General features: G+C 43.3%; 16 protein-coding genes. 11 read left to right on the forward strand and 5 right to left on the reverse strand.

What is annotated here, in order from left to right:
• Window positions 1-66: 66 nt before the first annotated feature.
• Window positions 67-3,168: an efflux RND transporter permease subunit gene (locus tag U0035_RS05450; protein ID WP_114789023.1), complete on the forward strand. Its 3,102-nt coding sequence runs from the start codon at window positions 67-69 to the stop codon at window positions 3,166-3,168.
• 128 nt (window positions 3,169-3,296) lie between these two features.
• Here U0035_RS05450 and U0035_RS05455 read toward each other — a convergent pair whose 3' ends face one another.
• Window positions 3,297-5,144, reverse strand: coding sequence for a sensor histidine kinase (locus U0035_RS05455; RefSeq protein WP_114789024.1), 1,848 nt, complete (start codon window positions 5,142-5,144; stop codon window positions 3,297-3,299).
• 128 nt (window positions 5,145-5,272) lie between these two features.
• Between U0035_RS05455 and map the strand changes: the two genes are divergently transcribed.
• Complete coding sequence (gene map / locus U0035_RS05460) at window positions 5,273-6,037, forward strand: type I methionyl aminopeptidase (protein ID WP_114789025.1); 765 nt, start codon at window positions 5,273-5,275, stop codon at window positions 6,035-6,037.
• Between the two features lie 306 nt (window positions 6,038-6,343).
• Here map and U0035_RS05465 read toward each other — a convergent pair whose 3' ends face one another.
• The gene (locus U0035_RS05465; RefSeq protein WP_114789026.1) at window positions 6,344-6,646 is read right to left on the reverse strand and encodes a DUF1264 domain-containing protein; all 303 of its coding nucleotides are present in this window, start codon (window positions 6,644-6,646) and stop codon (window positions 6,344-6,346) included.
• A gap of 165 nt (window positions 6,647-6,811) precedes the next feature.
• Here U0035_RS05465 and U0035_RS05470 point away from each other — a divergent pair, with 165 nt between their 5' ends.
• From U0035_RS05470 to U0035_RS05495, 6 genes are all read left to right on the forward strand, one after another.
• Window positions 6,812-8,362, forward strand: coding sequence for a DEAD/DEAH box helicase (locus U0035_RS05470; protein ID WP_114789681.1), 1,551 nt, complete (start codon window positions 6,812-6,814; stop codon window positions 8,360-8,362).
• Between the two features lie 281 nt (window positions 8,363-8,643).
• Window positions 8,644-9,498, forward strand: a complete 855-nt coding sequence (locus U0035_RS05475; protein ID WP_114789027.1) for an STAS domain-containing protein — start codon at window positions 8,644-8,646, stop codon at window positions 9,496-9,498.
• A gap of 10 nt (window positions 9,499-9,508) precedes the next feature.
• Window positions 9,509-9,925, forward strand: coding sequence for an STAS domain-containing protein (locus U0035_RS05480; protein WP_114789028.1), 417 nt, complete (start codon window positions 9,509-9,511; stop codon window positions 9,923-9,925).
• Window positions 9,897-10,319 (forward strand): anti-sigma regulatory factor, encoded by a 423-nt coding sequence (locus U0035_RS05485; protein ID WP_114789029.1) that lies wholly within the window; start codon window positions 9,897-9,899, stop codon window positions 10,317-10,319. Before U0035_RS05480 ends, U0035_RS05485 begins: the two co-directional genes overlap by 29 nt.
• Entirely contained in the window at window positions 10,312-11,331 is a 1,020-nt protein-coding gene (locus tag U0035_RS05490; RefSeq protein ID WP_114789030.1) for a SpoIIE family protein phosphatase, read from the forward strand. The genes U0035_RS05485 and U0035_RS05490 overlap by 8 nt, the downstream gene beginning before the upstream one ends.
• The gene (locus U0035_RS05495) at window positions 11,328-12,524 is read left to right on the forward strand and encodes a sensor histidine kinase (protein WP_114789031.1); all 1,197 of its coding nucleotides are present in this window, start codon (window positions 11,328-11,330) and stop codon (window positions 12,522-12,524) included. Before U0035_RS05490 ends, U0035_RS05495 begins: the two co-directional genes overlap by 4 nt.
• Window positions 12,525-12,698: 174 nt before the next feature.
• Here U0035_RS05495 and U0035_RS05500 read toward each other — a convergent pair whose 3' ends face one another.
• Window positions 12,699-13,307, reverse strand: coding sequence for a DNA-3-methyladenine glycosylase (locus U0035_RS05500; RefSeq protein ID WP_114789032.1), 609 nt, complete (start codon window positions 13,305-13,307; stop codon window positions 12,699-12,701).
• Window positions 13,308-13,489: 182 nt separating this feature from the next.
• Here U0035_RS05500 and U0035_RS05505 point away from each other — a divergent pair, with 182 nt between their 5' ends.
• The 3 genes from U0035_RS05505 (at window position 13,490) to U0035_RS05515 (ending at window position 15,374) form a co-directional block, all read left to right on the forward strand.
• Window positions 13,490-13,723: a hypothetical protein gene (locus tag U0035_RS05505; protein WP_162817729.1), complete on the forward strand. Its 234-nt coding sequence runs from the start codon at window positions 13,490-13,492 to the stop codon at window positions 13,721-13,723.
• 153 nt (window positions 13,724-13,876) lie between these two features.
• The gene (gloA2, locus tag U0035_RS05510; RefSeq protein WP_114789035.1) at window positions 13,877-14,263 is read left to right on the forward strand and encodes an SMU1112c/YaeR family gloxylase I-like metalloprotein; all 387 of its coding nucleotides are present in this window, start codon (window positions 13,877-13,879) and stop codon (window positions 14,261-14,263) included.
• 208 nt (window positions 14,264-14,471) lie between these two features.
• Window positions 14,472-15,374, forward strand: coding sequence for a sugar phosphate isomerase/epimerase family protein (locus U0035_RS05515; protein WP_114789682.1), 903 nt, complete (start codon window positions 14,472-14,474; stop codon window positions 15,372-15,374).
• A gap of 116 nt (window positions 15,375-15,490) precedes the next feature.
• On the opposite strand, the gene U0035_RS05520 is transcribed toward U0035_RS05515, so the two are convergent.
• Both U0035_RS05520 and U0035_RS05525 read right to left on the reverse strand, forming a co-directional pair.
• Window positions 15,491-17,083, reverse strand: coding sequence for a RagB/SusD family nutrient uptake outer membrane protein (locus U0035_RS05520; protein ID WP_114789036.1), 1,593 nt, complete (start codon window positions 17,081-17,083; stop codon window positions 15,491-15,493).
• Between the two features lie 12 nt (window positions 17,084-17,095).
• On the reverse strand, window positions 17,096-20,026 hold the full coding sequence (locus tag U0035_RS05525) for a SusC/RagA family TonB-linked outer membrane protein (protein WP_114789037.1): 2,931 nt from the start codon (window positions 20,024-20,026) through the stop codon (window positions 17,096-17,098).
• Window positions 20,027-20,528: the final 502 nt, after the last annotated feature.

Below are 20,528 nucleotides of genomic sequence, written 5' to 3' on the forward strand. Positions count from 1 at the left end.
TGTATATGCAGTTAACCCGGCAACACAATTGCACCAGACCAGGTGCGAGATTAAACCCGTATCGACATGACAAAGATCGTTCAGCAAATAGTTTCGTTCTCTTTAAAAAATCACATTATTGTACTGTTTCTTACCGCCTTACTGGTGGTATCCGGAATAGTAGCTTACCTGCACACTCCCATTGAAGCATATCCCGATGTTACCAACACCAGGGCCCGTATCATTACACAATGGCCCGGGCGGAGCGCAGAAGAAATAGAGAAATTTGTCACCCTTCCTTTAATGAAGGAGTTAAATACGATTCCCAAAAAATCGGATGTTCGTTCCATCTCTTTATTCGGGCTATCGGTAGTAACAGTTCTTTTCGACGATGATGTAGATGACTTTTATGCGCAGCAATATGCGGCAAACCGGTTACAATCTGTTTCTCTGCCGGATGGCGCAGATGCCGGTATTGAACCGCCAGCCGGAGCAACCGGTGAGATCTTCCGGTATGTTTTAAAAAGTAAAAGAGACATTAAGGAACTCACGGCTATACACGACTGGGTAGTTGAAAGGGAATTGGTTGCAGTGCCCGGTGTATCTAATATCATCAGTTTTGGAGGGGAAGAAAAGATCTATGAGATCAAGATCAACCCCACGGAGTTGGCCAATTACGACCTATCTCCCCTGGATGTATATGATGCCGTAGCGAAGAGTAATATCAATGTAGGTGGTGATGTGATTGAAAGAGGCAGCCAGGCCTATGTAGTAAGAGGTGTAGGTTTATTAGAACAAACAGAAGATATCGAAAATATTCTGATCAAAGTAAAAGGCAACACACCTATACTCGTGAAACATGTTGCCCGGGTAGAAGTAGCAGCTAAGCCACGGTTGGGTAAAGTAGGATTACAAGATGATACAGATCTGGTTCAGGGCATTGTGATGATGTTGCGGGGTGAAAATCCGGGAGATGTAATACCCAGGCTAAAGGATAAAATTGCCGAACTGAATAACAGTACTTTACCTGCCGATGTAACGATAGAGCCTTTTATTGACCGTACCGAACTGGTAAGTGCAACGGTGGATACCGTAAGTAAAAATATTATAGAAGGCATTCTCTTTGTATCGGTCATTGTTTTCATTTTTCTTTTCAACTGGCGTACCACACTAATAGTAGCATCGGTCATCCCGCTCTCCTTCCTGTTCGCATTACTTATGTTGCGGATACAGGGATTACCGGCAAATCTCATATCGTTGGGGGCCATCGACTTTGGCCTATTGCTGGAAGGCACTCTCGTCATTGTTGAATCTGTATTTGTAACCATGGAGCTCAGGGCGCACCAGCTGGGCATGAAACGGTTTAATAAAAGCAGTAAGCTGGGGTTGATCCGTAAAGGAGCAGGCAGCGTGGGTGGTTATATTGTATTTGCACAACTGATATTGATTGTTGCGTTAATTCCTATTTTCTCCTTCCAGAAAGTAGAAGGAAAAATGTTCCGGCCGCTTGCATTTACTTTGGGATATGCACTGTTAGGCTCACTCCTGCTCAGCATTACCTATGTACCGGCACTTTGCAGGTTAATGCTCACTAAGAACATAAAGGAGAAGGAAAATGTCATTTCAAAATTCTTTAAGAACAACCTGTTTCGCCTGTTTTTATGGAGTAATCGTCGTCGCAGGATTGTTGTTACGGGTTTTATAGTAATACTGGCCGGGTGTGCGGTAAGATTTGCATTCTACGGAACAGAATTTATTCCTAAGCTTAACGAGGGGGCGTTGTATGTAAGGGCCACACTCCCGAATAGCGTCAACCTTGAAGAATCAACGCGGTTAGCAGAGGAAATGAAAAAGAAGATCCGCGGCTTCGACGAAGTACAATTTGTGCTCAACCAGGTAGGAAGACCTAATGATGGAACCGACCCTACAGGTTTTTTCAATATAGAATTTCATATACAACTATACCCGGAAAAGGAATGGACACGACCGGTTAAAAAGGATGAGCTGGTGGAAGAAATGCGAAAGTCTTTGGATATCTATCCGGGTATCGTATTAGGCTTTAGTCAACCGATACAGGATAATGTGGAAGAATACGTGGCAGGTGTAAAAAGCTCGCTGGTAGTAAAGATCTATGGCAATAACCTTTTTGAATTGGAGAAATATGCTGACCAGGTAGCCAACAGTATACGTACGGTAAAAGGTATTGAAGACCTTAATGTATATCGCAATATTGGTCTGCCGGAATTAAGAATTCAATTGCACGATCATAAAATGTCCCGTTACGGCATTGATATCGCCGATGCCCAGGCTGTAATAGAAATGGCGATAGGCGGCCGGGCCGCTACCAAATTCTACGAAGAAGAACGCATGTTTGATGTACGGTTAAGGTTTGACAAACCCTACAGGGATAACGAGAAGAAGATCGGCGAAATGATGATCCCTGCCGAGGATGGTAAGAAAATACCTTTAAAAGAAATTGCTACCATCAGCTATATTACAGGACCTGCCTTTATTTATAGGGAAGGCAGCAGCCGTTATATAGCGGTAGGCTTCAGTATACAGGGCAGAGACCTGGGAAGTACGATTGCTGAAGCCAAAGCCAAAGTAGCTAAAGAAGTGAAAATACCGGTGAAAAATAAAATGACCTGGGCCGGTGAGTTTGAAAGTAAAGAGCGCGCTTCCCAACAACTATCTGTTATTGTGCCGGCAGTATTGTTACTGGTATTATTTTTATTGTACTTTAATTTCGGTACCATTAAGGATACCCTTATTGCAGCCAGTACCATTCCATTTGCATTCATAGGTGGCTTTCTTTCCTTGTGGCTTACCCAAACAGTATTTGGTATTTCTGCAGGTATTGGCTTTATTATACTTTTTGGTGTAAATACTATCAACAGTATCATATTGATCGCCGTGATGAAAGAAAACATGCGAAAAATGAATTTAAAAGAAGCCATATCCAATGGCGTACATAGTCGTATCCGTCCTATTGTAATGATCGCGTTAATGGGATCAATCGGTCTCCTCCCGGCAGCCTTATCAACCGGTATGGGATCTGAGGTTCAAAAGCCGCTGGCGATTATGATAGTGGGAGGATTACTGATTTGCATGATACTGTCGCTTACCGTGCTGCCCCAGATATTCTACTTCAGCTACCGGCGCAAAGCAGCCAGTCAGCAAACTTCATAATATCAAAGGTTTCAGGTATACACAAACTAAGGATCGAAGGTAACCCGTTATAGCATGCTATCATGGGTTGCTTCATAATAGGGCTTGCCCCTCGGGCAAATTATAGTCAGCGAATACAAATCTTACTGCTATAACGGAAGTTCAACTATGAATATGGATCCCCGGGGATTGTTCGGTTCAAACCACAAACGTCCCCCATGCCCTTCCACTATTTGCTTTGAAATAGCCAGCCCCATTCCATAGGTTTTCTCACCGGCAGTACCTTCTCTTTTAGACGGAGAGTATAGTTCAAATAAGCCGGACTCAAGATTTTCAGGAATGCCAATGCCGTTATCTATTACTTTTATATAAACCTTACCGGCGGCTTTTTCAGTAATAATTTCAATATGTGCTGATTCGGGACTAAATTTAATAGCATTAGTAATAAGGTTGCTGATCACTCTCCATAATTGTTCCCTGTTGGCTGGTATTTTCAACGGCAGCGCATGTAGTACCAGTTCCTGTTTCTTTGCACTTGCCCTGGGTTTAAGAATCGTAACACAATAGTGCAGAACCTCCGAAATATCCAGTAGCTCTTTTGCTATATTCTCCGTTTTAAATTGTACCTGCAGCAGATCATCTACCAATTGAAGTGCATTGGCACCGGATGTACGGATCAAATCCAGGATCTCAATATCATCCTGCCGCCTGTGCGAACTGCTGAGCATAATACCGGCCAACGAGTAAATCGCTCCCACCGGGCTGCGCAGGTCATGCGCCACTACTCTTAATATCCTTGTATTTTCTTTATGACTATGTTCTAACGCCGAAAGCGTATCATTCAACTCCCTGTTTTTTAAGATTAATTGTTGATTAAAATAACGCGATTTCAAAAGATTTTTACGAATGAGCAACAATATTATTATAATCATCAGAAGCGCAATAACCCCTATGACCAGTAGCTTTCTCTGATCCGACAGGTGGCGCTGCGCTGAAGCGAGCTGACTTTCCTGTATTGCATATCCCATGTAATCTACACCGGAAGCGTTCTCCTGCTCTCTCTGCTGATCTGCCAATGTTAAAGACAACCGGGCATAATATGCGGCCTGCTTATAATCGGTACCTGCATAAAAATCAAATAATTTTCTCGAGATCTCCTGGCTGTATGACAGGTATCCCTGCTTTTCAGCTATTTGTAAAGCTTCCCTGTAATGCGATAAAGCCCTGGCCGTGTCGACAGGCAAGAGTTGATCACCGGCGCCAATCATCATATCCATCGACGCGTAATACAGTTTCTGTTCGTGCGCTTTCTGTATAGCTAATTCCAGGCGCTCTACACCTTCCCGCCGGCGTCCGTCTTCAATCAGCTCGTTCGCTTCCAATTGTTCTATAGCCAATAAAACGAGACGATCTTTGTAACGGCTTGCAATTTCCTTTGCTTTTGAGAGATAATACTTTGTTGAATCTTTTCCGAAATGTTTGGGATACATCAACAGGTAATTGTACAAAAGGGGAGCCAGCATTGAATCTTTAGCCAGTATAGCGCTCCCCATTAACGCCTCATTAAATAATTCGATAGCCCTTGCATCATTTCCTGTTTGCTGGTACACCATACCGATATTCATTTGCATCTGTACCGAATTGGCATGATCTCCCATAGCCTGGTAGCCTTCATAAGCCTTAAAATAATACCGTAGCGCCAGTTGAGGATTACCCCGAACATCGAAGGATATTCCCAGGTTTTTGATCGCATCCGTTTTTCCTTTCTGATAGTTATGCCGGTCCGAAATTTCGCGGGCCAGTTTTGCAAGATTAAACGTACTATCAATGTTGATCTCGTAAAACAATGTAGCCATTCTATTCAACCTGTCTACCTGTTGCAGGCTATCCTTAGTCACAAGTAACTGAGCTCTTATTTGTTCTATTTCAGAAGTTTGGGCAACAGCGGGTTGCGCTCCAATCATTATAAAGAGTAAAAAGAACAAGGGCTTATTCATTATTCCAAAGTTAGCCGTTTTTTAAAAGCTGAAAAAGTGATAACCAGCCCTGTCACCGGTAAGGCCGGCAGGTTATGCGTATATTTGCAATCATCCGGTTTCGAGATTATTAAAAATAAATCGACAACATGTCCATTACAAAAGAAGCAGAACTTATTGGCTTGCAAAAGGCAAGTGAGGCAGTTGCCCTCACGTTAAAGGAAATGATCGCATATGCACAGCCCGGCATGTCGACAAAGGAATTAGATGAGTATGGAGCGATGCTCTTAAGCAGGTTCGCGGCCCAATCAGCACCTTATTTAACTTATGGCTTCCCGGGTTATACCTGCATTAGTGTGAATAATGAGTTTTGCCACGGCATCCCTTCTGACAAAAGAATATTGAAAGAAGGTGACCTTGTGAATATTGATGTATCGGCGGAACTGGATGGATTCTGGTCTGACAATGGCAGTTCGTTTGTATTGGGGGAAGATTTAAATCAACATCAAAAACTGGTGGCGGCCTCGAAACAAATCTTACATAAAGCAATCTCCAACATAAACGACGGTGTTCGTATTTCAGACATCGGGCATCTTATTGAAACGGAAGCTAAAAAACGCGGCTACAAAGTAATTAAAAATCTTACCGGGCATGGAGTGGGAAGAAGCCTTCATGAAGAACCGCTGGAAATAGCCAACTACCGCAACCGGCACTATAAGCGTAAATTTAAGAAGAACGAAGTGGTAGCTATTGAAACCTTTATCACCACTGCTTCAAGCTATGCCGATACTTTGCAGGATGGCTGGACGATGGTTGGTGACAAAGGAGGATATATGGCTCAACATGAACATACTATTGTTGTTACCGACGGGCAACCGATAATACTAACAGGAATGAATGGCATCTGGAATTAATAGCATATTTTACCTGTCCGATTACGATTCGACATATCATTCTCTTTTATAGTCCCCCCATCCCTATACTCCTCTCCATTACTCAGGAGAAGCAGGGCAATCGTTCTACAAACCGGGAATAAAATGTGTCGCCATTAGCATCACGTACCGCACACTTTAAGGCTTTAATGTTTATGAAGGGCGCTATCTGCCTTATCGACTATAACAAACTGCCGGATAATACCTTGCTCCCAGGCATTTGCTAATGAATCAACAGGCGGATCGGGAATCCCGGCTCTTTGCTCCTTAATCTTTCTTGTTTCAACTTTAAATCTTGATCCCGATCCCCCAGGAGTAAACGCTCTTCCAATTGCCCCTCTTTGTAAAGCCCATCATAATCATCGGAGCTCCGGTTGGCAGACTGCGCTGCTGATCGGTATGCAAGGTGTGGATAGTTTTGCCGTAAGTAGATACAAGCTTTTTCATCAGCTCGGTTTCAGCTGGCTCCGGAACACCTGGTTCGATCAGCGTACCCGTTTTTAATTCATGATGATGAGAGTGCCAAAGTAATTTCTCCTCATTGGGCAGTGTTGCAAACATGCGGGACGTAATAATATACTTCACACCCATGAATAGCAGAACATATTTTTTTGCATAACCGGTTTTTAATACGGAAACCAATTGCTATGCCGTCGTGCACAGTTACAACTAAATGACCTGTATTGATAGTAGCAATAGTTTTTAAATGGCATCCAATTTGCATCAGGACTATTACAAATGCAGACAGATTTAAGTATGACGAATTTATCCCCTAACAACCTGACCAATAGTGATAATGGACTTTATCCGTACCAGATACGTGATCTCAACCGTTTATTCGCGGAGGTTAATTTTGCAGAGCAGGCAGCCGGTCAGCGGCTACTCTACCAGCTACCTACCGGCGCCGGCAAGACACGTATTTTTTCGGAGATTGTAAAGCGTTATATGGGAACGATAGATGGAGATGTGGTGGTACTGACTCATCGTCTGGAATTATGTGCCCAAACGCATCGCCAGTTGAGTAAACAGGGAGTCCGGTGTAAAGTTATTTCAGGTGTGGTATCATCTCTGCGAAAAACCACCTCTGCCTATTGCTATGTTTCGATGGTCGAGACTATGAAAAACAGGATTAAGGCCGGAAAATTCAATACCGCTTCGGTAGGCCTGTTGATTGTAGACGAAGCTCATCATAATTCCTTTGCCAAACTGATCTCTAAATTTCCCCATGCCTGCGTTATCGGTGTCACAGCCACTCCACTTAGCTCTGATCCATCCTTACCATTAAAAAAAACATACGATAAAATAGTTATTGGCGAGCCAATAGAACAGTTGATTGAAAATGGTTACCTGGCAAAACCCAGATATTACAGTTATGAAGTAGAACTTAACAGCCTGGCAACCGGTGTACGCGGAGACTTTACCATGCAATCTTCAGACGCACTATACAGTTCACAGGCCATGCTTGAATTATTACTCCATGCCTGCCAACAGCATGCAAAAGGCCTTAAAACCCTGATTTTTAACACGGGGGTATTCAGCTCTGTAAAGGTTCAGCAATTCCTGGCAGAAGCCGGCTTACCGGTTAAGCATATAGATCATAAAACCCCTTCTGAAGAGCGCACCGAAATTTTAAAATGGTTCAGAAAAACCAAATCAGCCATACTCACCTCGGTGTCTATGCTGACAACCGGATTTGATGAACCTTCTGTGAATTGCGTAATCTTATACAGGGCTACCACTTCTCTCACCTTATACCACCAAATGATCGGGCGTGGCTCCAGAATCAAAAGCGGAAAGAAACACTTTACTATTATTGATCTTGGTAATAATGAAGAAAGATTTGGCCCCTGGCAACAATCTATTAACTGGCAGGAGTCATTCGATTATCCCGAATTGTATACCAGCCTTTACAGCCCCTCTCAATCTGCCGGGGATAAAATGAACGTCAACCTCAGACAAAAGTTCCCTAACAGCCTGTATATCGACTTCGACGTGCAGCAAGCTTACAATGAAGCGCTGGAAATGAACAGAAAGCCACGTTATGTTATCTCACAGTCTATACATCAGCACGCATTAATGTGCCTCGATAACAGTAATGATATTCCCTCAGCTTTATTACTATCCAAAGATTTAAAGGATGTCGTTAAATATCGGGTTAAGCAATATGGTAAATGCCTGGGCAAAGTCACCCGCAGCTACCTGCAATGGTTAGCGGAAGACTACATCCTGAGATTGTCTGAACTTATTGAACGATTGGGAAAAAAGCGGTGGATGGGGAACCTTACGGAACCATTGGCAGCCGCCTGATGAAGAAAGCTGAGGTGATAACCTGATGGTGATGCGAAACTGCTGAGGGCAATGCGTCCAGTTTCTGATTTCCTGCCCTTTACTCTCCCTGGAATGATCAATACCGATCACAATTGATTCATCGGGCTGAGGTTCATTAAATCAAAAAACAGCAGAAACTGTAGAATAAATTCCACAGTTTTTACCCTAAATAATTGTAAAAGCAACAGAAGGGTTTTATAGCGTACTTTTTTCAACCAGCTTAACATTTTTGTTGTACTATTATGCCTTAATTATTGATTATGAGTATTGATATATTTAAGTTTTTACAGCAAAATCAATCCGTCATCCTGGAGAAATGGATGACTAATCAGCTTGCAGATACCGGTTTAAGAGATGACCTGATCAGCAACGAGGAACTAAGAAATGAGTCGGAGGAACTGGTTCAGGAATTCATTAAAGGTTTATCCAAAGATAATATTGACAATCCGGAATCTCCTGACTTCGACCCTGTATTGGAGATACTGGGCGGCATCTCCATTTCCAGGGCGCAGCAGGGCTTCAGTCCCAAAGAAACAGGGCTGTTCGTAATCAGCCTGAAAGAAGCACTTATCGATCTGATATCAGAACAAAACTGGGAAGCGGCTACTGTTATGCAATCCATACGTTCACTCAATAAACTTTTTGACAGTTTTTCTATTTATACTTTTGAAACCTTTATAAAGGGAAGAGAAGAAGTTATTTTAAGACAAACGGATGAGATCACAGAAATTTCCACACCGGTCATCCGTATCTGGGATAATATCCTTGCCTTACCGATTATAGGAACACTTGATAGTGCCCGAACGCAGGTGGTAATGGAAAGCCTTTTGACGGAAATCGTAGCATCAGGAAGTAGTATTGCGATCCTCGATATTTCGGGAGTTCCAACCGTTGATTCACTGGTAGCCCAGCACCTGTTGAAAACCGTTAGTGCCACCAGGCTGATGGGCGCTGAATGTATTATTAGTGGTATACGTCCTGAAATAGCTCAAACGATTGTCCATTTGGGTATCGATCTTTCGGGCATCATCACCAAATCATCACTGGCGAGTGCCCTGTCTTACGCATTCAGAACACTACGCCTGGAGGTTAAAACGATTTTGAATAACAAATAAGAGGAGTTTTATGGATAGAATACCCATTTTACGGATGGGCAGGTATTTACTGGTAACCATCCAGGTAGATCTTTATGACCGTTTGGCGCTTGATCTCGAAAGCGACCTCGTAAAAGCGGTTAGTGCTAATAACTCAACTGGTATTCTTATAGATATATCGGCAGTGAGCATTGTCGATTCATTTATGGGTCGCATCATCGGAAATATAGGCACGATGGCATCACTGCTGGGAGCGGAAACAGTTGTGGTAGGCATGCAGCCCGCCGTGGCTATTACACTGGTAGAATTAGGGTTGGACCTGAAAGGCGTTTCAACCGCATTGAATGTAGAAAAAGGTATGGCATTGCTTGATTCAAAAACAGGCGGTGCATCGGCGTCGCATCAAAATACAAATACTGATGACGACGAGATTGATCGTTCTGAATAAAGACCAGGTTCCGGTGTTGAAAGAGCAGGATGTAGTGGTCTTCAGGAACAGGTTGAAGGAAGCAGCAACTAAAATAAAAATGGGGCTGGTAAACCAAACCAAGCTGATCACTGCCGCCAGCGAATTAGTCCGTAATATGCTTCGATATGCCGGAGGGGGAAAAGTGCTGCTGGAAATCGTATCCCGCGGCCGTGATAATGGTGTGCGACTCACTTTCGCGGATGAAGGGCCGGGCATCTCGGACATTGGCCTGGCAATGAAGGACGGATACTCTACTCAAAAAAGCCTTGGCCTGGGATTGCCCGGTGCAAAACGCCTGGTTAATGAATTTGACATACAATCTGAAGTAGGTAAAGGTACTTCAGTCACCATATTAAAATGGGCAAATGGTTGATGCCACTCATAAATTCTTTAATGCTTCGGACAGAAGCTATTTTGCTATTATAAAAAAAGAAGTGCATGCCCTTGCATTGCAACACCAGTTCACCGAAAAGCGGATTGCCGAAACAGATCTTATTATTGCAGAGCTTACATCCAATTTGGGTAAATATGCTACAGGAGGATATATCTTGCTTGGCTGGAATGAATGGCTGCAGGGTGGATATATAGAGATTATTTCGGTTGATAACGGACCCGGTATCAGCGACACGGGCCGTGTTATGTTCGACGGATTTTCAACTTCGAATACCCTCGGACATGGACTGGGAAGTATTAAACGGCTCTCCGACTTCTTCGACATATATTCTCTGAAAGGTTGGGGAACCATCGTAGTAAGTCGTATTTTTAAAACTGCTCAGCCTATAACAGGCCTGAAAACATTCCCGGAAATTCAACCACTTGTACTGGCCAAACAGGGTGAAACTACATCGGGTGATGGTTTTGTACTCCGTAAAGGAGACCGGTCTATTAAATTGATGCTGGCCGACGGCCTGGGTCACGGACCCGATGCTAATCTGGCTGTTAACGAAGCTGCCAAAGCTTTTCATAATATAGCGTCCAATTCACCGGTTGAGATCATCAGGCATATGCACAGCTCTGTCCGCAAGACACGCGGGCTGGTTGCTATGATATGCATTGCCGATCTTGTAAAAAAAACGGTGTCCTTTGCCGGTGTGGGAAATATCAGCACCAAGCTGTTCGGCGTCAACCAAACAGTCAAAAGTATCTTATGCTATAACGGGATTATCGGGCATAATATACCGGGCACGATGAATGACAATATCCTGCCCATAGATTCTTTCCAGGAGCTGATTTTATGTTCCGACGGAATCCGGTCAAGATGGGATACGGCGAAATTCACCGGCATAAATCGTTGCGACCCGATGATAAAAGCAGTAGCGCTTCTTAAAGACTTCAACCGGCTCACAGACGATAGTTCTGTAGTAGCCATAAAATTTAAAAGATGACAACCCTGGGCAGTACTACATTGGAAAATGAAATGGACCTGACATTGGCCTATAAGAAGTCCATATTGGTTGCTGATAAACTTGGGCTTACCGCTGCCACCCAAACTGCGTTCGCTACAGCAGTCTCTGAGGTTTGCAGAGATGTCATCGATAAAGCTACAGATGGACTGCTAATCATTGGCACTGCGCCAGAGGAAGGCAGGTTTGCACTGGAGGCTATTATCACTTATAACCCCACTGATAAAATACCGCATCCTAATCCTGGCTACGAATATGCCAAGAAGCTGGTTCCCGTTTTTAACAAGGGTTTCGAAGATGGGAAGGAGCGTGTTACACTGAGCCTTACTATGCCGAGGTCGTTGAACCTGAGTGATAAAAAAATTCAGCAACTGCAAACAGATCTTCTTGGGGCTTCCCCCATTAATTCTTACGAGGAAGTAAAGCTCCGCAACAGTGAGCTACAGCAGGCTAACCTGCAGCACGAATTGGAGCTGGTCAGCATTAAGTATCTGAACGAACAAAAGAAAGAATTTCTTTCCATAGCCAGTCACGAGATCAATGGGCCGCTTACGGTAGCGCATTCCATGGCACAGATCGCATTGAAGCTGGATCCAAAGACCAACCCCGCATTAACAGGATATCTTCAAAGGCTTCATTTACATACTACCAAGCTGGTACGGCTTACCCGGCAATTACTGGATATCTCCCGGATGGAAACAGGCAACTTCAACTATGAGCGGGAAGTCATAACCGCCCCCCTTTTTTTTGACGAGGTGATCGAAAATCTTAAATTGTTATGTCCTGATCACCATATCGCCCCTTCCCTTTCTTTAGACCTGGCGCTGTTGAATATTGACAAGATCAAAATTGAACAGGTTTTCAATAATGTAGTGGGGAATGCTGCCAAGTACTCCGATCCGGGCACTACTATCACTATTCATGCCAACTGTACCGCAGAGCAATTAGTAGTAACTGTTAGGGATCAGGGTATCGGTATGTCTGAGGACACGCTTTCCAGGGTTTTCAGCAAATTTTACAGAGGGAAAAATGAACGAAGCAAATTTAGTGGACTGGGTATGGGATTGTATGTTACCGCCAGGATCATAGAAGATCACAATGGCTCATTGACTGCCAGCAGTGTGCCCGGAGAGGGGTCTGCATTTACATTCAGGCTTCCGCTACACCAGGCTTAGATCTATTTTATAAAAGAGCTTATTTCCTGATCCGGTACGGAACAGTTTCTGCAATTGGTTTGCAGCCTTTCAAGCAGGAAGCCGGCCGAACTGGTCCATCATATTAAGGCGATCAGAAATTTGCCGGGTTAAGAGTCTGAAAAAACAGCAGATAGTTTTACCAGTTCGTCCTGGCTAGACTTTATTAGGCTTACTTATATATCGATTTCCCCTTACAAAAAAACGCCAGGGCAGCAGCGCGTGGTCGCCGGCATAATCTACACCCACACGGGGCGTGGCCACTATTTCATTATCATTAAATAGAAAACCATGATCCTCTATCCATATTTCCTGGCCGGTTAAATCCTTTGCATTCAAACTCAGATCAATTCCAAGCGCCTTACTTACCGAGCCCGGACCGGCAGAAACAGAGGCCTTATCAATGCTCCGGTTGCGCCGCTTTTCAATGATATCCTTACCCGCCAAAGGTTCCACTGCTCTTATCAATATGGCATGAGGCTCATCTTTGATAAAAGTAACCACATTAAACAAATAATGTATACCATAACAAAGATAAACATAGGAAACGCCTCCCGCCTGATACATGATCTCTGTTCGGTTCGTGCGCCTGCCTCCATAAGCATGGGAGGCCTTATCGGTCACTCCGGCATAGGCTTCCGTCTCTGTGATGATGCCTGATGTCACCTCTCCATTGATCCGGGTCACCAACACTTTACCGAGCAGGTCTTTGGCCAGGAACAGCACATCCTGGTTGCTGTAATAGGTTTTATCAAGCTTTTTCAAGACCCCAAATTAATTATTTTTTTATCACGGCACTGGTATATTTTCCGGTAAAGGCATCAATATCTATTCCATCCCTTATACTTTCTTTTATTAGCCGGATTGTCGGAAATTTCCGGGAGAGGGCTGATATAAAGCATAAGATGTCATTTTTGTTTACAGGAAAAGTCCGGCGGGCAATAATAATGAACATCAAAATCTTATTATATATCATTTTCTTTTTTGCAGCTACCTGCATGGTATTGGCGCAGGCAAAAGCATTTAAAGTTAATGCACAGACATTTGTTACTCAAACTAAAAAAATTGATAACGAATGGAACACTAAAGATGAAATAAAGCCGCAATATGTCCAGCTTATTACCCCTATAAGGACGAGGGTGGCGATTGCAATAATCTCTTCCGGACTAAAGAATGGTTGACCGTGAAATCCAGCATCATTGTTGTTACAACGCGGCATTTTCAAAAGACAGGGCGGGATCCTGTTACCCAATGGACCGCTGAAGAAAAATGAGGAAACACGTTGAAAAGCTCAACACTTACTGTAATTTGATATAGACTTCCTACCTTACAGCATGAAAATTGAAAAACTGCACCATATCGCCATTATTTGTTCGGACTATGAAAGGTCTAAAAAATTCTATACAGAAGTGCTTGGATTTACAATTGAACAAGAAGTTTTCAGAGCTGAAAGAAATTCTCATAAATTAGATCTTTCGCTGAACGGCCAATACTTAATTGAACTTTTCAGCTTTCCCGATCCGCCTGAAAGGCTAACCCGGCCTGAAGCCACCGGGCTAAGGCATATCGCCTTTAGCGTCACGAACATCGCTGATACCGTTAAATATCTGCAATCAAAGAACATTACACCCGAGCCGGTTCGCACAGATGAATTTACCGGTAAAAAATTTACTTTTTTTACGGATCCCGACCTGTTACCGATAGAAGTTTACGAATTATAGCTTTCTCCCGACCTGGTCTTAGCTTCAACAGGATACTTTTTGCTGAGCACGGATAAAAGAATCAACCTATGCCGCCTTCCGTTACTACGTACTTTTTACATAGAAAGGAAGGGTATATTTGCAGGTCTATCCCGTTCTTATTAACTTCGAAAGGTTATTTTCATATGAATAAAAACATTATTGCCCTATGCATTCTTCTTTAAAAAATATGACGCGTCATAAACCCCTTACCTTCAAGCTTATTTTATGTCATATACTGATTCTATGCTATCTTTTTAGTTTTGGCCAGAAACCTGATTCTAAATTTTCAGGTGTCCAGATGGGGGTGATCACTTACTCTTACCGCACTATGCCCGGTAAACTTGAACAGGTACTAGATCATATTGTAAGAAGTGGCATCAGCGCCACGGAATTAATGGGTGACCCTGTGGAAGTTTACCTGGGAAAACCTGCGGACCCCAAACAGGTAGCAGCATGGAGAACCTCTGTATCTTTGGACGGGTTTAAAAAAGTAAAAAAAATGTTTAATGATGCAGGTGTTAGCATTTATGCTTTTAAGCCCAATGCGCTCGGACCTGATAACACTGATGAAGAAATTGAATATGCTTTAAAAGCAGCAAAAGCACTGGGCGCAAAGTCTGTTACAGTAGAGCTACCTAAAGACCCTAAACAATCAGAAAGATTAGGGAAGCTTGCGGCTAAGCACAAGGTATATGTATCTTATCATAACCACCTACAGGGTAATGACCAGGCCTGGGTAACGGCATTGGCCCAATCTCCCTACAATGCCATCAACCTGGACTGCGGCCACTATATTGCCGCGGGGGGCAATAATACCAGGGAAAGCTTACTGGCATTCATAAAGGCAAATCACAAACGGATCACCTCTATGCATCTGAAAGACAGGAAAAATAAAGAAAACGGAGGCGCTAATTTACCCTGGGGGCAGGGTGATACACCTATTGACGAAATTCTAAACCTGCTTAAATCCATGCGCTACCAGATCCCCGTAAGCGTTGAACTTGAATACCCCATCCCGCCTGCTTCTGATGCAGTAAAAGAGGTTCAAAAATGTGTCGGATATTCTGAGAACGTACTTTCTGTAAAATAAGCCCTGGTACTGTGATCTGCATTGCAGCAAAAGATAAAAGAGTGTCAATCAAAAATGCCGCGGGGTTATAAAACCGCAGCATTTTGATAAGATCGTGCTTGGCAAACGTTCACACCTCAGTAGCCAGGATTCTGAATTAAATTGGGTTCGGTAGATAAGCTACTTTCATGGAAAGGCCACTTGTATTGATGATTTAAAAACCTGCGGTCTTCCACTTTAAGGCTTTCCATATTACCATTCAGCATGCGGGTATGGCCCAGCACGGGTTGATTAAGCGCCACTTCAGCGATCTTCCATCTTAGCAGATCATCATATCTTACACCCTCTCCGGCAAATTCAATACGTCTCTCATTACGTAATAATGCGATCCATTCCTGCCTGGTTTTACTGCCCAGCGTTACATCCGCAATAGTCATATCAAGACCCGCGCGCTGACGCACCTGGTTAATACAGCTTTTAGCTAAATCGTCTACATCATCCAACATAATTTTGGCTTCAGCGTAGGTAAGCAATACCTCGGCATAACGGGTCAGACCAAAATGCATATTTCCCCCGGTACGAAACAGATCTGCTTCATCAACATATTTTTTAAACCAGTAACCGGTACGGCTGCTGCGCAGGTTTTGGTAGTAAAAAATACTTTTGGAATCGTATACATCAATTTTTTCATTATTCAGCAAGTCTCCATTACCAAAAATGCTTACTGACAGGCGTGGATCACGATTCAGTTTTGGATTTAACTCGTACTCTTGTTTGGTATGCAGCGGGCATTGATCAATGGGTCTTCCCTGCGCCGTCCAGTAAGCATCTACCAGGGCTTTTGTAGGTACACAGTACGATTGACCTCTGCCGGTACGGTATTGGGGCGCCAGGTGCTCAAACGATTGAGTAGCCGAGTTAGCATGGCTTTCCATGTCGAACTTAACAATAAACTCTTTATTCGTTTTATCTGCTTTATAGGTAAACAAGTCTCCATATTTTGCATTCAGCTGGTATTTCTTACTGTCGATAATTTCTCTGGCCAAACGTGCTGCCAGCTCGTAGCGTCCAAAATACAGGGCATAGCGCATTACAACAGATTTAAAAGAGTATTTATTGAACATATAAACATTAGTGGTTCCTTCATCTTCAGGTAGCCGGCTGGCCACATCCTCGCTCATTTCAAATAACTGATCCAACACCTCCGCCTGCGATGTCAATGGAGGCGTTGATTCTTCTAAGTTTACAGGCACTAAAACAAATGGTATATCGCCCCAATAATAGGTAGTGCGGAAATAGTGCCATATCCGCAACCCTTCCAGTATCGCCTTATACCTTTGGCGGGTAGACGGATTCTCTACATAAGGTATATCAATATTTTTCAGGTAGGTATTGATACGGCCTATATGTTTCATAAAGAGCGTCCAGTAATATTCAGAGGCGCGGCTATTGCTGGTGAGGTTTCCGTTGGCGATGATCATGTGATGATCCGTTTCGATCCTGGCATACGCATTATCACTCCTGCCCTCCATCATATAAAACAATAGTCTGCGTTCGGTGGGATGCGTAAACGCATCTAAAAAACTACTATATACCACCCGTCGTATATCTTCTTCTGTAGTAAAAAACTCGTCAAAAGAAGTAGCAGTTGGATCTCTCTTGTCCAAAAATTTTTCGCATCCCGATAAAGAAATGATAGCAATTGCTAGCGCTATTATGTATTTTTTCATTAGATAGAATTTTTAATAGATACTTGTGCTGATTCCAAAACTGTAAGTTGCCATGCGCGGATAATTACCATTCCCGTCGTTAGTTCCCGGGCTGTCCACATCAATGCGCTCAGGATCTAACCCCTCCCACTTTGTTATGGTAAATACGTCCTGCGCGTTCAGGTATATCCTGAAATTTTTGAAGCTTCTGCCAATCTTCGGGAAGGTGTAGCCTAATTGCAGTGACTTTACCCGGAAGAAAGCAGCGTTGCTTAACCATACGTCACTTAGCAAGGTATTAGAAGTAGGGCCGGTCCAAAGCCTCGGAAAACGGCTATCGGGGTTTTCAGGCGACCAGTGACTGGCTACATATTCGACCCTGGGAGCACCTAAGTTATTACTGTTTCCATCTACATAAACAGGGTAAGCCTCCTGCCCCATCAAACGGCCCGTACGTTTTCCAATTCCCTGTCCCAATGCAGAGAAGTCCCAGCTTTTATAATGCAGATCCAAATTGATCGCATAATTAAAATGAGGCAACGGGTCTGCCAGGTAAACCCGATCCTGGTCATTGATAAGCCCGTCCCCGTTCTGGTCTACATAACGGATATCACCGGGCAAGGTATTGGGCATTTTTGCCGCTGTAGCATCAATTTCTTCACGGGTTTGAAAGAAACCATCGGTTTCAAAACCATAATAATTGTTGATCGGAATACCTTTATACCATATACGATCATTGTTGCCTTTAAAAATAAGGCTATCCATATCGGTGTACCCGGCTTTTAGCATTTTGTTCCGGTTATCGAAAAGCATACCTCCGATCTTATAAGAAAAATCTCCCGCCTTGTCAGACCAGTTCGCAGATAGCTCCCAGCCCTTGTTTTCTACCGAGCCGATATTAACAGCAGATACCAACGTATTGGAACCGGTTAGCGGAGGTACAGAAAACTGGTCATAGATCAGGTCATAAGACATTTTGCGATACACTTCTGCTGTAAAACTCAGCCGGTCGTTAAGCGCAGTAAGGTCTAAGCCAAGGTTCCACTGTTTTTGCTTCTCCCATGAAAATTCGGGATTAGGCACCCTGATCATCCAGCCATAGTTATTCACTGACTCCTGCCATAGATAAGGTCCGACATTTTCATTACCTATTAATCCATAAGAAGCCCTCAATTTCAGATTGGTGATGGCGCCGCTCTCTAACAGCCCCGTAAAAAAAGTTTCGTTATGTACATTCCAGGCAAAGCCCCCGGAAGGAAAAAAGCCCCACCGATGTCCCGGTGCAAATTTCGAGCTTCCATCCGAGCGGCCTGTCAACTCAAGAATATACCTGTTGTCGAATGAGTAATTCAGCTTACCAAAAAAAGAGGATTTGCTAATCTCCCTGTAATCTGTATAAGTATAGTTCATTACCTCAGATCCGGCAGTTAAATAGATCTTATCCTTATCCTTCCGCAATTTTTTATTATAATTGATCAATGCCCGGGCAGTCAATTGACTCTCGCTAACGCCTTGTGTAGCCGATACCGAATTAGTCCATATAGTTACCGGTGCATTATTTTCATCAAAAAATTTAAAAGTCTTCCGTTCGAGTTTTTCAGCAGATTTATTGATCATATAGGATACATTGGCTTCAATATTCAGGTTCCTGCTGATATTATATTTGGGACGCAGGTTAATGGTGCTGCGATCGTACATATTATTCTGAATACCGCCACGGGTAATAGAAGCTACGGGGTTGATATTATTATGAAGAATATAGGGATCCGGGCGGTCTACATCATAAAATACAGCTTGTGTAGGGTTCATTCGCCAGGCCAGCTTATAGAGCCCGTGACCATCATCGTTAGCCATTAAGCGATCTACCTGCAGCCTGTGGGCATAAAAATCGGCCATCAGAACAAACTTATCTGCAATATTGATATTGGTATTAAAACGTGCAGAGAATTTTTGAGTACCTTCAATATCGTTCAAGCCATTCTCTTTAATATGCCCCAGCATTAGATTAAATGTACCTACGCCACCCCCGCCCGACACGCTGACATTATTATTTAAAGCTGTAGAATTACGCTGCATTATTTCATCCAACCAGTTAACATCCTTCCGCTCCCCGCTTTCAAACCGGGTAATTTCCTCCTGCGAGTACACGGCAGGCTGTCCCTGATGCAATAGTGTCTCATTACGTAATTTCATAAACTCGGCGCCGCCCACAAACTTCGGCAGGTCAATGGGCTTGTTCAAGGCATACCAGTTATTGGTATATACTTTAAACTGCCCGGTTTGGCCACGATCCGTTTCAATAATAATAACACCATTGGCTCCGCGGGATCCGTACATAGAAGCGGAAGCAGCATCTTTTAAAACGGTGATGCTTTTTACCTGGTTAGGATCAATATCGTGAATACTTTGCTCCATACCATCTACTATTACCAAAGGATCGGCCGCCCCCAAAGTACTGATACCGCGGATGGAAATAGTGCCCGGCACACTTCCGGGCAGACTGCTTCCCCGCATCATGGTAACGCCCGGAATAGTGCCAGAAAAAGCATCCTGCATTTTGAATATGGGTCGATTCTTAATTTTTTCCATATCCATTTGTGAAACCGAAGAAGCAATATGTTTCCGATCTACTTCCGAAAACCCCATTACTACTACCTCTTCCAAACCCACATCGTTGGCCTCCAGAATCACATTAATTTCTGTTCTGTTGTTGATCGATATATCAGTTTGCTTGTAGCCGATGCCCGAAAAAATAAGTGTCCCGGCCTTTGCAGTCTCCGATAGGGTTAGCGTATAAGCACCATCAGCATTTGTTGAGGTACCGATATTTGAACCTTTAACCAGAATACTGATACCAGATAGCGGAGCGCCCTTGTTGTCACGCACCGTACCTTTGATGGTTTGAGCATACAATTGAGTTACCGACATTGCAATCAGGATGATCGCAATAAATGTTCCTTTCATATAAAATAAAGTTTAAAGGGAGATTATACACTCATAAGCAAGTTCAACGCAAATGGGAAAATCATTTGTCAAAAATACTTTTATGAGATTACGCCAATGTTACCGATTCATTTACTTTATATTAACATCCATAAGCAATATAGCCACCACATTAAAGTGAAGTCGATAGTACGTGAAAGCTTTTTTACGTAGCAGGTTTATTCAAGTGCTCATCAGGATGGCATCAGGTATACGGTTTCCCCAATCTGCAAAAATGTTTGCAGAAGGGTGCAACAAGTGTAAATTATCTTACTCTGAAGCGGATGGATTATCTTTCATTTATCCTCAGCCCGGCCCGGCCGCAACCGGCAAAACCGGACACAAATGTGACCTTCCTTATTATGAGCGGGAAAACAGGATTCGAACCTCTATCCTGATTGTTCTGTTTATACACTATCTGAAAAAGCTTACGTAGAAATGAACAGGATCAGGAATGAGATCTTTATAGCTATACAAAGGATAG

This window comes from Niabella yanshanensis, assembly GCF_034424215.1.
GTDB classification, from domain to species: Bacteria; Bacteroidota; Bacteroidia; order Chitinophagales; family Chitinophagaceae; genus Niabella; species Niabella yanshanensis.